This window comes from Paenibacillus guangzhouensis, assembly GCF_009363075.1.
GTDB lineage: Bacteria > Bacillota > Bacilli > Paenibacillales > Paenibacillaceae > Paenibacillus_K > Paenibacillus_K guangzhouensis.
Genome location: NZ_CP045293.1, coordinates 645414 through 661568, shown reverse-complemented (window position 1 = coordinate 661568; position 16155 = coordinate 645414). Strand labels below are relative to the sequence as shown.

Genomic DNA, 16155 nt, shown 5'->3' with positions numbered 1-16155 from the left:
TTGTCTGTTATTGCGTCGAAGAGGACGATTCAGTTCCTTTGTTCATTGGCGGGAATCCTGTCCCTCCACTACGAACGGTCACATACGAGGCTTGTTCTTGCGCATCCGGATTTATCCATACTGTGATCACATCGTCTGCCTTGAGCTCCTTCACCGTGAGTTGCTTGTATGCCATTGTGCCATCCGTCCAACTCATCGTATAGATTGGCGTTCCCTCAGGGATTTGAATATGCTGTTTCTCTTCGTTGAACTGCATTTCTCGTCCGCCGCCTCCCACCCGTCGCTTGTCGGCTGCTTCGCCGCCGTCGCCGCTTGATTGCGCCGGCGCTTGCCGGCCCTCCTCACCATTGCCTTGACTCCGCTGTCCACCGCCCATCCTTGCGCCGGGGTCCATCTTGGAACGCTGTATTGTAATGTCCGTTCCTTCCACGGCGACCACTTTGGCCATGACATCTGCATTGCGGTCAGGCTGATCCGGCGCCTTCTGGAACATGCCACTACGATGCGGTCCGTCCGGGCCGGATTGTCCATCAGAGGCCTGATTAAATGCTAAGGGTTGCTCCGGGGATTCGGCGACGCTGCTGCAACCTCCTACCCAGATCAATGCGATCATTAGACTTGCCATATACACCATTTTTCCATAGATATGTAGCTTCATTTCCATCACCATTCCTTCAGAGAATATGCAACGACTAGCATAACAGAAGGATATGAACAAAATATGTACACGCAAAAACGAGAAGCCGACACTTAAGCAGCATATCAAGCTGCCTAAGGCCGGCTTTATCGCAAGTTATCGATTTTAGCTTATTCTATAATTTTCGAAGCGATAGCAGCAAGGTCCTTAATATCGATCACATTGTCGCCATTGACATCCATCTTCTTCACCTGTGCCCAATCCGAGCTGGATGAAGTCTTGCCATAGTGCGCTGCCACCATCGCCAGATCACCGATGCTGACCTTGCCATCACCATTGATATCGCCTGGCTTCGTCGTGATTACAGAAGCTTTGAAGGTGTCAATCGCCTGCTGAAGAGCTTGGATCGCCGCAGATACTTGACTTACCGTCGCATTGGACTGATTCGCAACTGCTTGAGCCGCCTGAATGGCTGTGAGCAATTTCGCCTTCGATCCTGCTGGGTACTGACCGATTTGCGTACCTTCAACCGCTGCATCGTATACAGCTTGTGCTGTGCGAATCATGTTATTAAGCTCTGTTTTATCCACTGGAGCAGGATTGACCTCAACCTCCATTGATGACACCGCAATGTTTGATTCCGCACCCAACTGGTCACCTAATGTCGCTTGGCTAATGGACAGCTTCCCTTCCGTTACTTGCGATACTTTTTTCGCTTTGAAAGTCAGTTCCAACAGCTGCTTATCACCTGTAACTGCATGGCCCGGGCCTTCGCTCGCCAGAATAAAACGCAGCTTCCCTGGAGTATCCTTGCCTGTCTGGAGGAGATTCACCCCGTCTTCCAGCGACTTGGCTGATACGAACTCCATCACATTCGCATCATAATTCATCGTCAAGTCTTGGGCATATACGCTCTGCGTAACGTTTTCAATACCAAGCTGGATTGTGAATTCCTTGTCACTCTGAACCGTATCGTCTCCCCCAAGAACAGTCGTTGGTACTTTCGGAATCGCCGTCGAGGTCACGATAAATTCGCGTACAATAACCCAGTATTCCTGTGTGCCCGTGACGCGAATGCGAACGAATCTCGCCTTCTGTTGATCAACTGGAACATTAATCTCCGATTTCTCCTCCAACGTCGCAAGTTGCGTCCAGTTTGCACCATCTACCGAATATTCTAGAATGCCATGATGGACATAGTCGTTGACGCTGCCACTTTTGCTCATCAAGACTTGGACATTGGAAATGTTGCGCACTTCATTCAAATCCACGCCAATCACGTCATTGATCGCCGGGGAGTTATTGCTCCAGAAGTACGTATTGAGGTTGCCATCGAGCATTTTGTCTGGCGTATTCGTCTGATAGGTGCCCATCGTCGTAATCGGGAACGGTTTGGAGGTGCCGACGCCGAGCCACGTATCATTCTCGCGAATCGCTCGTGACATAAAGTCCTCGAATACTTGGTTTACTTTTGCTTTGGTAATCGCATTGATCTGCGTTCTTACATTGTTCAATGCTGTACGGTGAGCAGCCGACTGCTGCTTGTTGTTCCGTTTCTGAGATAACAGCATTTGCGTCGCTTCGATCCCCGCTTGGCCGTACAGCTCATATTTATTCAGATATTCCTTGGTCTCATCGATAAAATCCGGATTATGGAGTCCGCTGCGAAGCGTCGCTGGCGCCTGCTGCAGCTTCGTAAATTCTGCAACAAGCTGGTTCGCCGCGTTGGTAATGCTGCCGCCTCCAATGAAGACCGTCCATAGATTATCGATCTGCGGTTTGATCGTGAGCGATTCCTTAGCGTTCAGAGGCGAGGAATAATTATTCTCTGCGAAAATACGAAGGGCGTCGGCAACCTCTCCGCCAAAGCGCTTCAGACTCAGCTGCCATGATGTCTCCGGATTATATTTCGCAGGATTCCACAAATAATCGGCAATGGTGAAAATTGCAATTTTGGATGCTTCCGCTTCATTCATTGGATTCGTCGTCAGGCCGATAATGCCGTGATCCGCGAGACCAGCATCCCGATTGTACAATGGGCCAAGATACAACCGATCCCTTGCGTAATCGTTCACCGGGAAGTTATCCCAGATCAATAGATCATGCTTATAGATCGCATTTGCCTTATCTGCATCCGATGCCGAAATGCCTGCAGGAACGACAGCCGACCCCGTCCATTGCACGATAATGCTTGGATCCACCAAAGCTGCGAAGCGGTTAATGTACGCCGTTGCCGTAATATTCGCATAATCCGTAGGCACCGTGATCAGGCGATGCGCACCTTCGTGCTTGTCAATGAATTCTGTCTTGAAGCGATTCAACAGGAACGCTTGGGCCGCGGCGACTGGATTCGTATCACTGTTGAATTTAGTCTTATCCGCATTACACCGCAAGGTCTTATCAATGTCATCTAAAAAGATTGCAAAAGAACGGATCCCAAGATCCCACATCGCTTGTGCTTTAGTCGTCAGCGCTCTGAAATCTGTATCATCCGAGAAGCAGACACTATTACCTGGTGAGATGGCAAAGACAAACTCCACATGATTCTGCTTCGCGCGTTGAACGAGCTCCCCGATTTCTGCCACCTTTGCCGCTGGATACGCCTCACGCCATTTGTCCCGATGATAAGGGTCATCCTTCGGGGCATAGATATACATGTTCATTTTCTGCTCGCCATAGAAGTCAATCTGACGAAGCCGATCTTGGTGCGACCAAGGATCGCCATAGAAGCCTTCAATTGAACCGCGCCAAGCCATTTTCGGCCAATCGCGAATCGATACGGACGGTATCCGGTAAGCACCATCCTTCGCTGTAATGAGCTGACGGAGCGTTTGTGCCGCGTAGAATGTGCCTAATGACGTCTTCCCCGCCAGCACAATTTTTTTCTTGCCTGATGCGTCCATACCCGAAGCTAGAACATATCCTTCATCCTTTAGATCATCTGGTCCCGAGGCGCCAATGGATTGCAGGGCTGCTGACGTCGCTTGATTCTCTGACGGACCCCCGACCCAGACATTAACAGGAGAACTAGGCGTCGCTGTATCCTGGACACGTTTTAACTCCTGCACGCCCGCCTTCCTGAGCGTTTCCTCGACGAGCTGAACCGCCGCAGGATCAGATCCGCTGCCGGTAACTAGTCCTACCTCAGACGGAATGACGAATCCCTCACCTATAGATTGAATCGATTGCGGAATCGGAGAAATATCAGGCACTTGGACAACATCTGCAGCAGAGGCCGGTGAAGCATGCAGGGTGAACATCGGAATCGCAAGCGCAAGAGCAAGCACGAAAGACAGCGTACAGGAACTTTGATTAGGCCTACGCATCTTCACATGGAACAAGGGTACGTTCATGAACAGAGCACCTCTCTATCAATTCATTATGACCTGCCATCATGAGTGATCTAGGATGCGCTTATTCTCCCCCCTTTCCACGTCACGGCAAACGCAAAAAGCACGAACCAAAGAGTGACCTCTTTAAGCTCGTGCCCGGCTTCATCCGGTTACACGCTTGGATAGGCGTATTCGTTATCGATATGTCGCAATCCCACTTCATCATCGAAACCTAAGATCCAAGACGATGCACCGAAAAAATGTAACGCTTACAGTCTTCAATGTTAAAGTAATCAAGATTTGAATCCATTGCAAGACATTCGACAAAGGTTCTTATCGATTTACAATTATCCCGCCGTAACCTCAAACGGCAACCGTGTCAATTCTACATGCATCGTCTCCCCTAGATAAATCATGTCATATTCCCCCGGAGGAAGCGTTAGGTGTTCGAATGTCAACATCCCGTCCGGCTGCTGAACCGTATTCGTCAGGATGAATGCCAGAGGCTCAATCTGGCGAACTTCATTCGGCACGGCTCCTCTCGGGAATATACCGAACGCATCCTTATTCAAGGAACCCGCGTATGTAACGTGAATCGGCTCCCCTACGAGATAATGACGCTTATCTAGCTGCATCGTCGGGTTGCCGAGAGTCATATCCGGGTCTGTCTTCGGATCGACGACAGGAATTTGCGGTGGCATCGGAATGCGGTACGTCGCTTCGCTAATCCATGATCCGTTCGCAAAATCCCGGCCTTTGACCAGCACATGATCGTCGTACACATCCACGTAGTAGCCCTGCGATCCGTCCTTGTACGCATCTTCATCCGTCCACAAATAAGCTACCGACGGAACATTGAATAGGGTAGCGTATTTGGCGTTATAGATCGTATCCTTCGAACCCAGCTCCCAATGGGTATGCCCTGTAAATAGGATTGATTGCGGATACTTCGATAGAATGGTTTTCAATTCACGATCCTGCCGAATGCCATGCCAACCGTTCCGCGTCTGCGCACCGGCAACCGTGTTCATCATCGGCTCGTGCACGAAAATAAAAATCGGCTTGTCTGGCGCTGAGTTCTCCGCTATTTTCATATCAAACCAAGCGAGCTGGTCTGCAGAGAGGTAGGCGCAATCTTTCAACGGCTTCTCTGTTCCTAGGAAAATAAAATGATAGCCTTTAATCCATACATCATAATACAACTGATCGATGCCCGTCGCATTTCGGAAGCTTGCCATCCTCTCCTCAAAATCAGCCCAGCGAACATCATGGTTGCCCGTCGTAAAATACACGGGCGGCAATCCTGCTTTATTGCGCTCCCAAATGGATGCCATCGTCTTGAATTGCCCTGGATGACCACTGTCGGTCACATCGCCCACATGCATAATGCCGTCACTGTCCGGTGCCGTCTTCAAAATATCCTTAAGCGCTTGATCGAAGTTGATAGAATTGACATGGCTCGGATCTTCAGCAACATGCGTGTCTGACATCACTTGAAAGCTCATATGCGGTTTCATCCTCTTACACTCTCCTCCTGAATGCTCACCCCCAAATTTGATAAAGGTGATCAGCATGGTGACGCTTACACTCATTTTATTATATCGAATACAGCATGTTAACCCAATAATACGACATTTTATCGTCGGCTTTAATCAAATACAGTTAATGAGAAAAACCCTTCGGCCAACAGCATGAAGTCTCCTTCACTGTCAACCAAAAGGAATTCTAATGTCCAAGCTGGACGAATTCATATCTTATACATGATTATCAACCGAAGTATCTTCCTGGGGGATTGTCGCCGTATGACTCGTATACGAGGTGGTTGTTTTTTCCGCAAGCTTTTGGTGATCCTCTTCTAATATCCAGGCTTTAATTGCACGATTGATCTCGGCAGCCGCTTTTGTTGGGAGCTGATGATTTTCTTGCTGCAATATCACCAGCTTCCATTGCCTAAGATGATGCTGCAGTATTTTACGGTAGCGTTCATAGTCTTTGTCTTTTGCTCCATATAGCATTAAGACAGGAGAGCTGATCCTCGCAAGCTGATCCGTGCAGCTGTAATTCAGACTATATTGGTAATACTCATGAATATTCTGGATCGTGCCTCTTCGCGATTCACTTAATAGATACCTAAATGTATTGATCTGGTCGGAATTCCCCCACGCAATCCCCCACATCAAGAGTCGAAGCGTTGGGTTCCAAGCAGATAGACCCATCGCAATCTTGATGCGACTACGAAGCTTCATATCACTTGCTTCTGACATCGCACTGATAAGAATGCCCCCAGCAAAACGGTCCGGATAATCAAGCATCGCTTTTAATGCCACAGATCCGCCGGTAGAATACCCCGTTACAAAAGCTTGTTGAATCTGCAGATGATCTAATAATTGAATAATATCTTGAGCAATTAGTTCATAGGTGATCGGAACGGGGGAAGCATGGCTTCTTCCATGCCCGCGAATGTCGAAAGTGATCACTTGAAACTGATGTGACAAATATTCCTGTTGGTATTTGAAATTCGCGCTAGTCAACAGCGGTGGATGGATAAACACGATCGGAATGCCTTGACCGGATACTTCGTAATACAGCATGGTCCCGTTAATGTTCTGAAGAGGCATCAACTAATACTCCTTTAGTCAAAAGAATGAATGATTCTGCTATATTATGCGTTAAATGGAATGGTAAAATTCTTAAGGCTTATAAAGCCTGCGCAATTAATATTACAGACAACACTATTTGCTGGAAAAGCCAAATAAAAAAGACTGCCCCAAAAGTCAAATAAGATGACTCTCAGAACAGCTTCTTGTCCTACGCTAGCTCTCCATCTATATTCACATCGACCTGCTTGCCCGTTTTGCCCGATTCATAGATGGCTTCAATGATTGCTAGATTCGTTAATCCACTATAAGCGCTGGTCATCGGTTCCGTTCCACGCTCAATGCAATCGATGAAATGACGATTCAGCAGCACGCGGGAATCTTCGGCCTGCGTCGGGACCGCGATCTCAATATCGGCTGTGCGGTTGAAGCGTTCCATCAGGAATTTCCCTTTATTGCCTTGGATGACTGCGCCGCCTTCTGTTCCCATCAGGTGCAGGAAGGATACGTTGCCTTCTGCAACCGTGTGTGCCGCCCAGCTAACTTCGAGCTGCAATGATGCGCCGTTATCGAATTTAATCAGCGCCGTGGCAAGATCCTCTACGTCAAACGTCCCTTCCCAGTTCGGCGTTCCCCAGCTGCCAATACCCAGCTTGCGTTCACCGAATGCCGCATAGGTCGTTGCAAAGACGGAGACCGGCTTCGGATTGCCCATCAGATAGATCGCTAAATCCAGCATATGAACTCCGACATCGATAAGCGGGCCGCCGCCGGATAATGCGGATTGGGTGAACCATGAGCCCCAGCCTGGAATACTCTTTCTGCGGAACCAGCCTGTCTTCGCATAATAAATGTCACCCAGCGAACCCTTGGCCGCTTCTTCTTTCACCGCAAGTGCTGTGGCATCCCAGCGCAGCTGGTGCGGGATCATGACAACTTTGCCCGATGTCCGCTGTGCCTTCACGATATTACGTGCACCTGCCGTATCGATCGCGAGCGGCTTCTCGATCATGACATGCTTGCCTTTCTCAAGCGCCGCGACGGCAATCGATTCATGGAATTTATTCGGTACCGCAACGACGACGGCATCAATGCGCTCATCATCTAGCAGGTCTTCCATCCGTTCATAGACCTGTTCAATCCCATATGTATTCGCAACCTTCTGTGCCAGCGGAAGATGAACATCCGTAATCGCAAGCACTTCGCTCTCTGCAAGCGATTGATATGCTTCGGCATGTATGGCGCCGATACTGCCGGCGCCGATAATCCCTACGCGTAGTTTTTTCTTTTCCATGCGACTTCCCCCTCTGCCAATTGGCAAATGCGACTTATATCACATTTTTTCTACCCATGATTCTAGCATAATTTAATGGGTAATATAGCGTTTTCATAAAAAATTGGCTCAAGGCGTCACCTTTAACAAATCTTATTATAGTTCTACCAAAATAAGTATATCGAACCATCTTCAAAATTGGTATAATATCCCTCGCATGATAAAAAATTAGGAGGATGGAAATGATTCGCAATCATGGTTCAAGAGCGTTTCGAATGATTTTAATAATGTGTTTAATGATTAGCCTTGTTCTGCCAAGTTCGGCTTTTGCGCAGGATGCAGGGGCAGCTCAGGTTACGGGGGGCGGGGCAGGCTTATTGACAGTCGAACTGCTACCTGATGTTGACGTACTGAACGGGAGTCTACGCATCAATCGTGTGGATGCTCCGATTGTACAAAACACACTTGATCTTCAAGGAACAAGTACGTTCAATCTTAATAACAACTTCATTGAACCCAACGTTCAATACCTGGTTCAACTCTTAATGCAGTATAAGGATCCTGTCACACAATCCCGACTCTTCTATTATGACAATCAAGAACTATCAGGAAGCGAGCTGTTGACCCTCGGTCTGTGGAATTTAGATGCTGACCGCAAACTGATTCAACCCCGTTCGCAAGCATTCTCTGCTAATAGTGATGCTAGAATCACTTATGACATCATGGTGCCTCATGCCAATGATCAATCCTTTAAAATTCCGGCAGCGAGCACTAACAGTCTCATCACTTCTCCTCGCAACATGCAAGTGCAACTGACGGAATCGAATAACGGAATCGGATACCATGTTCAAAAGGAACTCCCTATGAAAGACATCTCCTCCGTCAGCGAATCCGTCTATTATGATTTTCAGGCTGAGAAGAATAACGCCGCTTCATTAACGCTTCCACCGAACGTCAGTGAAATTAACATCACAAGCACGGAACGCCATCATCAATCCATGTTTAATGCATTAAACGAACTGAAATTTACTGGCGGAAAACAAAATATTCAAGTAACTACGCCAGTTATGGCTGACAATCAACAAAAAGGTATGACTTGGAACTTTAATGGTAACGTGATACCTGGGGAAAAGCTCGCCTTTGCTACCGACACGACGCAGTTGATCATCCCATTTTTCAATTACAATCAAACTCAAAAATCATTTACAATTGTTCCGATCTTACAAAGAGGAAAGTTTAGTTTCGATAGTATATACCCTCTGCGCTCGCAGTTCCAAGTAAACATCAAGCATGGACTACAAGACGTGAACTTACAAGATATTCGATTCAACATTCCGAATAACATTGTAGGAACACCGACTGAATCTTTAGTATCCGGCGACTATACCGCTGAAGTGACCTTCAATATGAATGGGACGCTCATCCAAGGGAAATCGAATGCTCTGCGAATACAAAGTAATGAAATTGGCGGCCTGCCTGTCTCTGTTCAGAACGAAAAAGGACAGCCCCTTCAAAACGGGACGGTCGAGTTGTATGAAATGAAAAAGACGGACTTTTTCTTCGATGAAAACCTTGAAAAAATATTTCAAAACACGATTCAAGACGGCATCTCTTTTATACCTCATGCCTATTTATTGAACGGCAAACAGTATCAATTGCTGATTCAAGCGAAATCGGAAGACGGCAGCCCAATCATTTATCATCGTATTTTTACTGCTAGCAATGAAGGTGAGCTCACCTTCACATCCAAGGAGCTACGTTCATTACATATCAACCCGAATACACAAATAGCAGCTGATAAAGAACAAATCGGATTGATTCTCTATGATGACCAACATGCGCCATTAACTATTTCCTTCTCACGTGATATTCAGCAAACAAAGCAGGGGATTCGCCAGCTTTATATTGCGACAGAAGCTCCGTCTGTTGACATGCAATTTAACTTTTATAATTCAATGCAGAAGACAGGCTATTATGATCGTCGAGACCAACTCCGGCTATCTGACAGTACACTGTCGGTACATCCTTTTACGGATCTAGCCGAGATCACTTTACCACCCAGCTTAATAGGAACGATATCGATTGACGAAGGTATTGATACCGAATCCATTTATGCAAGTAAATATTACATTCAGAAAGGTTCGAAAGCCAGCATCGACTACGTCGTTGAGAAAAATGGTTATCGTTACTTTATCTATGGATACTATGATGTAAACTCAAATGTACAACTCCCTGAGAAAATTAAAATGCAAGGGAACATCTATCAACATCAATGGTATGAGAACAGGGTGCTTATCCAGTATCAGAACCCTTCAAACAATCTGAATGTCTCGTATATTGAAGATATCCATACGAATCAAATGATCTTTTCGTCGGCATCCCAGCCTGAGCCTACCGTGAATGTTAATTCTGTACCTGGTTCGGAAGCTGTGGAATATCAGCTATATGATCTGCAAGGCAATAAACTAGGGAGCCCCGTTCGATCGAATCTATATCAGTTCCAATTGAATACGAACTTGACCAAAGGATCGGAGTATCGGGTCAGACTAGAGAAACAATTATTCCCGGCAGACCTGCTAGAATTATCGATGGATACGACCTTCATTGCAGAGCAAACTGCCGGTACCTTAGCGGAAATCCCTATTCAAGCCCCTGCAGGAGAAAACTTTGTAAACGATGATGAAATGAATAAAGGAGAAATTGGCGAAATTATCAACACGGACAAAGGTCCCAATTACATCTACACCTCTTATGCGTCAATCAAAAATAATAAATTAATGGTTCCTAACGGGATTAAGCCCAACAGTGATTATGTCGTACATCTTGTGATGCGATTATCAAGTGGAGACTTGTATTACAAACAACTCGCTATTAAAGGCCAAGAATTGCTTCAGATGAGAAAAATAGAAGCTTCTTCACAATTAACCACTTACTCGCAGACAGCGGACGCTCCTTTTTCGAGTCTAGTATATTCGATAAGCATTCCAAATGTATCATATAAATTCAGTATTATGAACCGCAGTAAGTTGGTTACCGATGCGAAAGATATCCTCGCCCAATCGATCTATCATAGTGAACGTGCAATTTATCATTTGACGAAACCCATTCACAGCAATGGTTCAAAGAAAGTCGAATTTTCTTTTGAAAATGAGCAAAAAGCAGCGGTACCCATCACGATCCAAACTGAAAAATCTTCGACGTCGATTGATGCTTTCTTCGATATGAGTACAGGTTTGATCAGCGATATGCCGTATAATACCTTGTACACCAATCCGGGAGAACGACGTTATGGGTTCATTACGAAAGAATCTCGCCCATATGAAACACCTTGGTCTTATACTTGGGAACAACCAAGTCCAATCGATATTCAACAAGAAACAGAACTTAAGCTTTCGAACGACATCGTTCAAAAATCATTAGAATACTTCAATATACATAAGGATGAGAAGAATCAATACAGTGTAAGCTCTTTAGTTCATCTTACCAGCAGAGACTTTACCTTAACTTCCCTTGGTGTATACCGAGAGTACTTCAATTCATTCTCTGCCCGTTCGCTAGACGGCCCTGCCGTCAGCGTCATTAAACCTTATGACGGACAATTTGATCGAGTGAACCAGGTCTTCCCGATCATTACCGTAAAAGATCGCAGCGGCAAAGTAATCGTGGAGCAAGAAAACAATGAATATCTTGACTATTTCAACATCACCCTCCCGTCCGACATCAAGCCGGGAAACTACACGCTAACCTATCAATTGCCGACAGGACCGCGTGAGAGCATCGAGCTTTCTAAGACATTTGAGATCCGTGACCCTAACACGAACCCAGGCGGAGGCGACAATGGTGGCAGTACAGGTCCAAGTCCAGGCACAGGTGGGGGCAACAATGGTGGCGGTAACCCAGGTGGCGGTGGTGGAGGCGGTGGTGCTCCAGCATTGCCAGGTGGAGCCGTTCCAGCAAAGCCGGATGCGAATCAAGAAAATAAAGACATCGTCGACATCGCGAGCGCCAATGTTCCGCAAGCTGTGAACGGAAAAGTTGAGATTAACGTATCATCCAAGGACACGACGCAAATTCAGCTGCCAAGCAGCATCACCAGCACCGTCGGCAGTAACACGCTCGTCATTCGCACGCCGAACGGTGACGTTGAAATTCCTTCCAGCGTCCTGAAAGAGCTAGCCGGGCTCGTAAATATGGCTGATACAAAAGATGTGAAGGTAAAGGTAACTCTCAAACCTGTAACGCAAGAGGCGGCCGCGGCGCTTCTGAAACCATGGCAAAGCCAAATGACGCAAGCCGGCCAAATCGTTGAACTTGGCCTCAGCATCACATCGAATGGCAGAGAACTGCCGCTTAAGCAGTTCAGTACACCTATCAAGGTCATACTCAACGTGACCGATGCCTCCGACCGCGAGATCATCGGCATCTATGGAATGGACGGTAGCAACGGACCTACGTATGTCGGCGGAAAGCTCAACGGGGATAAACTCGTCGCAGAGCTTACGCACAGCGGCAAATACGGCGTCCTTAAGTTTAATAAGACGTTCTCTGACGTTCCTGCTTCGCACTGGGCCTACCAGGCGATTCGGGAATTAACAGCAAAACAAATCGCAAAAGGATTCACGGCGGATCAGTTCGCACCTAGCCGTGAAATTACGCGAGCGGAATTCGTTCAATTCCTCGTGAACGCGCTGCATCTCACAGCGTCGACGACACCAACGTTTAAAGACGTCCCAGCTGCATCTTGGTATGCGGATGCAGTCGCGGCAGGTGTCGAGCATGGAATTGTCCGTGGGTTAAGCGCCGAGCAGTTCGGGCCGAACCAAGCAATCACGCGGGAAGAAATGGCTGTCATCGTAACCCAAGCGTACCGGAACATGACGAAGCAAGAACTACAAGCTGCTGCTGCAGCTTCGTTCTCAGATCGTTCGCAAGCCAGCAGCTGGGCGCAGTCCGCGATCGATCAAGCGGTAGCAATCCAATTGCTGCAAGGAACGAATGCGCAGACATTCGCGCCGAAGCAGCATGCGACGCGCGCAGAAGCAGCCAAAGTCATCTTGAACCTACTAGCCAAAAAATAATACAAAACAAAGAACCTTGCTGAATCAGCAAGGTTCTTTGTTTTTTCCGTTCGATGCAATACGCGCTGCTACCGAATCACCCGCGCCAGCTCCGTGAAAATCACTCCCAGTGCATAAGCCCCCGCATCCGGGTAACCGATGCTGCGCTCGCCTACCGTCCCGGCGCGTCCCATCCGCGCCACAATCGACTCGGTATGCTTCGCGCCCTGCACCGCAGCTTCGGCCGCTTTGGTCGACGCGGTCTTCAGATCGTCGCCTTGGCTTACGCTCTCCCTCCACGATTCCGCATACGGAACGAGCGCATCGATCAATGTCTTATCGCCCACGACGGCGCCGCGGCCAAAAGAACGAGCACCTGTATCTTGAATGCCAGTCACGACGGCTGCCATCATGTCGGCGAATTCCTCGATCGATAAGGATTCTCTATCTCCTGCCAACCTGCTCGCAGCCCGGAAGCCTGATCCCCAGATTGGACCGGATGCGCCACCACAATGCTCCATAATGACAAGCGAACAGGCATCCAAGAAGCTGCCAATACTGCAGCTGTTGTTCGCCAAGATGTCCTTCCATTCTGCCTTCAGCTGCTTAAATCCTTTGGCAACGCTCATACCGAAGTCTCCATCGCCTGCGTGGGCATCCAACTCACAGAATGGCACTTCATTCGTAATGATGATCTCGCTCATCTGATCAATGAGGTACACCATATTTTGAAGAGAAAGCTTGTTATCTGAAATCGTCGCCCAAGCAGGGTCCGTCTCATTCTTATAAGAGACCTCCACATCGCTTGAAGAAGAACGATGCACCACTTCCACATATTCTACCGGTTCAAACGGCTCACGAACGCTTAACGCAGGTGTATCGCAAGGCGCCGCTAACCACTGCTTCAAGGTCGCATCCAGCTTCATCAACGTCACGGAAGCCCCCGCCATATCGATACTCGTCATATAGTTGCCGACGAACCCTTTGTAGATCTTCACGCCCTTCGCCGTCAACTCACGCATTACCGAATTATTAAGTAAGTACAATTCTTGCAGCGGCGTCGCCCCAAACCCATTAATGAGAACCGCTACTTCCTCATTAGCAGCCTCATTTATTTGCAAATTCTCAACCAGCGCATTTACCATTCGCTGTGCCAGCTCATCCGCGGAGATAATCCGTTCGCGACGGATCCCCGGTTCCCCGTGAATCCCGACGCCGTATTCCATCTCTCCCGCATCTAGTTGAAAGGTCGGCGTGCCTTTGGCCGGAACGGTACAAGAAGTATACGCAAACCCAATACTTCTGACGTTATCGATTGCATGCTGTGCCGCCGCCTTTACTTCCTGCAAAGATAGACCCGCTTCCGCCGCTGCACCAGCCACTTTATGCACGAGAACGGTCCCAGCCACCCCTCTTCGACCTACAGTATAGAGGCTGTCTTCCACGGCAATATCGTCGTCGACTTTGACGTAGTCCACCTCAATACCATCTTCGCCCGCGAGATGCGCTGCGTTCTTGAAGTTCATGATGTCGCCGCTGTAGTTCTTGATGATTAGCAGCGTCCCTTGGCTGCTCGCCGAGTTCCGGATCGCTTGATAGACTTGGATCTGCGATGGTGAAGCGAACACATCTCCGCAGACCGCAACATCGAGCATGCCTCTCCCGACGAAGCCTGCATGCGCAGGTTCATGCCCACTGCCTCCCCCGCTAATCAGTGCCACCTTTTCACGGTTCAATGCCTTCTTCGAGATGATCTTATATTTGCTGTCGAACGCAAGACTCGGATGCGCTAGCACCAATCCGTTGCACATTTCCCGGACAAGCGTCTCGGGCTCGTTGATAATTTTCTTCATGTTATTCGCCTCGATTCCGTCGATATTCACACCCTATCTGATCTGCCACTCGGATCGCCGCCGCTACCGCTTCCACCGTAATCGGGAATGGCATCGAGTGGATGGATTCTTCCGCAATACATGCTTTCTCGGCCACCTGCAGCAATTCCTGCTGCGTCACCGCGTCCACACCAATATCCGCAAGACATATAGGTAGTCCTACCGACGCGCAGAACCCGAGCACCTCGTCGATTTCACTTTGATCCGCATTTTCGAGCACCAATTGCGCGAGCGTACTGAAGGCTACTTTTTCCCCATGGTAGTAATGATGTGTGCCCTCCAACACCGTTAATCCGTTATGAATGGCATGGGCTGCCGCAAGCCCGCCGCTCTCGAACCCAAGACCTGATAGCAAAATATTCGTCTCAACAATATTCTCCAGCGCTGTCGTCACGACGTTCTGATCGCAGGACAGCTTAGCTTTCACGCCATCCTCCAGCAATGTCTCATAGCATAGCTTGGCTAACGCCAAGGCCGTCTTCGTGCCTTTCGCATCACCGCATGCTCCTTCACGTACGCCGCAAGGCAGACCCGCATTCACATTCGAGAATGACCTCGCTGTCGCTCTCGCTTCGAAATATGTCGATAGCGCATCCCCCATGCCCGCAACGAGGAAGCGTGTCGGCGCATTCGCGATGACCGTCGTATCGATCATGACCACGCTTGGACTCTGCTTGAAATAAGCATAGTCATCGAACGCGCCTTCCGGTGTATACAGCACGGCCGAATGACTGGTTGGCGCATCCGTCGCGGCAATCGTCGGCACGATAATCAGCGCATGGCCTTCGGCGACACATTTCGCCGTATCAATCGCTTTGCCTCCGCCTAATCCGATCGTGCAAGCGCATTGATGCTCCTTCGCCAAGGCTTGCAGACGCTCGACTTCCTGCCGTGAACACTCACCGTGGAAACCGCTTTCAATGAACTTGATTTGATATTTGTCGCTTGTAGCGGCGAGCTTGTCCTTCACACGCGCAACATCATCTGGATGGGCGATCAATAAGGCGGATTCGCCAAATGTCCGTACAAAGTACCCCAGGTTCAGGAGCTCATTTTCCCCTTGCACATACTTCGTTGGGCTAATAAACGCTCTTCTCATATCGAATTCCTCCCTAGCTGAATATAGCTCTATTATAGTCGTATGCTTCAGGAGATACATGGAAGGATCCGCGCGAATTCAAGCGTTTTCAGATCGAATTATTTTGTCATTTTGTTGCAGAATCGTAGAATCTTGTCCTGTTTATTGAAGAAATCGAATCATAGATGATGTAAACTCGACGTCTTATGCGTACATTAAATTTTCAATTTCTTTTAGAATAGCAACACGAATAAAGAAGATCGCCTGCACGAGTGCTGACGATCTTCTT

The 16155-nt window shown here is 48.2% G+C and carries 8 protein-coding genes; 1 reads left to right on the top strand and 7 read right to left on the bottom strand.

The features are described 5' to 3' along the window. Positions 1 to 7: 7 nt before the first annotated feature. From GCU39_RS02685 to GCU39_RS02665, 5 genes are all read right to left on the bottom strand, one after another. Positions 8 to 664, bottom strand: a complete 657-nt coding sequence (locus tag GCU39_RS02685) for a hypothetical protein (protein WP_152392095.1) — start codon at positions 662 to 664, stop codon at positions 8 to 10. Positions 665 to 807: 143 nt separating this feature from the next. Next, the gene (locus GCU39_RS02680) at positions 808 to 3990 is read right to left on the bottom strand and encodes a beta-N-acetylglucosaminidase domain-containing protein (protein WP_152392094.1); all 3183 of its coding nucleotides are present in this window, start codon (positions 3988 to 3990) and stop codon (positions 808 to 810) included. Positions 3991 to 4316: 326 nt separating this feature from the next. Further along, the gene (locus GCU39_RS02675) at positions 4317 to 5486 is read right to left on the bottom strand and encodes a metallophosphoesterase family protein (RefSeq protein ID WP_227793424.1); all 1170 of its coding nucleotides are present in this window, start codon (positions 5484 to 5486) and stop codon (positions 4317 to 4319) included. A gap of 237 nt (positions 5487 to 5723) precedes the next feature. Continuing rightward, positions 5724 to 6587 carry an alpha/beta fold hydrolase gene (locus GCU39_RS02670; protein WP_152392093.1) on the bottom strand — a complete coding sequence of 288 codons (864 nt, stop codon included), beginning with the start codon at positions 6585 to 6587 and terminating at the stop codon, positions 5724 to 5726. 190 nt (positions 6588 to 6777) lie between these two features. After that, complete coding sequence (locus GCU39_RS02665; RefSeq protein ID WP_152392092.1) at positions 6778 to 7860, bottom strand: Gfo/Idh/MocA family protein; 1083 nt, start codon at positions 7858 to 7860, stop codon at positions 6778 to 6780. 221 nt (positions 7861 to 8081) lie between these two features. On the opposite strand from GCU39_RS02665, the gene GCU39_RS02660 reads away from it, so the two are divergent. Continuing rightward, positions 8082 to 12917 (top strand): S-layer homology domain-containing protein, encoded by a 4836-nt coding sequence (locus GCU39_RS02660; protein ID WP_152392091.1) that lies wholly within the window; start codon positions 8082 to 8084, stop codon positions 12915 to 12917. 68 nt (positions 12918 to 12985) lie between these two features. On the opposite strand, the gene dhaK is transcribed toward GCU39_RS02660, so the two are convergent. Then, a complete protein-coding gene (dhaK, locus tag GCU39_RS02655) occupies positions 12986 to 14749 on the bottom strand; it encodes a dihydroxyacetone kinase subunit DhaK (RefSeq protein ID WP_152392090.1) in 1764 nt (587 codons plus the stop codon). Position 14750: 1 nt separating this feature from the next. Further along, on the bottom strand, positions 14751 to 15887 hold the full coding sequence (locus tag GCU39_RS02650; protein WP_152392089.1) for a glycerol dehydrogenase: 1137 nt from the start codon (positions 15885 to 15887) through the stop codon (positions 14751 to 14753). Positions 15888 to 16155 lie beyond the last annotated feature (268 nt).

Bases quoted from the DNA above. Each gene is read 5' to 3' on its own strand.
- GCU39_RS02680 (WP_152392094.1), bottom strand. From the start codon at position 3,990: ATGAACGTACCCTTGTTCCATGTGAAGATGCGTAGGCCTAATCAAAGT.
- GCU39_RS02685 (WP_152392095.1), bottom strand. From the start codon at position 664: ATGGAAATGAAGCTACATATCTATGGAAAAATGGTGTATATGGCAAGT.
- GCU39_RS02665 (WP_152392092.1), bottom strand. From the start codon at position 7,860: ATGGAAAAGAAAAAACTACGCGTAGGGATTATCGGCGCCGGCAGTATC.
- GCU39_RS02670 (WP_152392093.1), bottom strand. From the start codon at position 6,587: ATGCCTCTTCAGAACATTAACGGGACCATGCTGTATTACGAAGTATCC.
- GCU39_RS02675 (WP_227793424.1), bottom strand. From the start codon at position 5,486: ATGAAACCGCATATGAGCTTTCAAGTGATGTCAGACACGCATGTTGCT.
- GCU39_RS02650 (WP_152392089.1), bottom strand. From the start codon at position 15,887: ATGAGAAGAGCGTTTATTAGCCCAACGAAGTATGTGCAAGGGGAAAAT.
- GCU39_RS02660 (WP_152392091.1), top strand. From the start codon at position 8,082: ATGATTCGCAATCATGGTTCAAGAGCGTTTCGAATGATTTTAATAATG.
- dhaK (WP_152392090.1), bottom strand. From the start codon at position 14,749: ATGAAGAAAATTATCAACGAGCCCGAGACGCTTGTCCGGGAAATGTGC.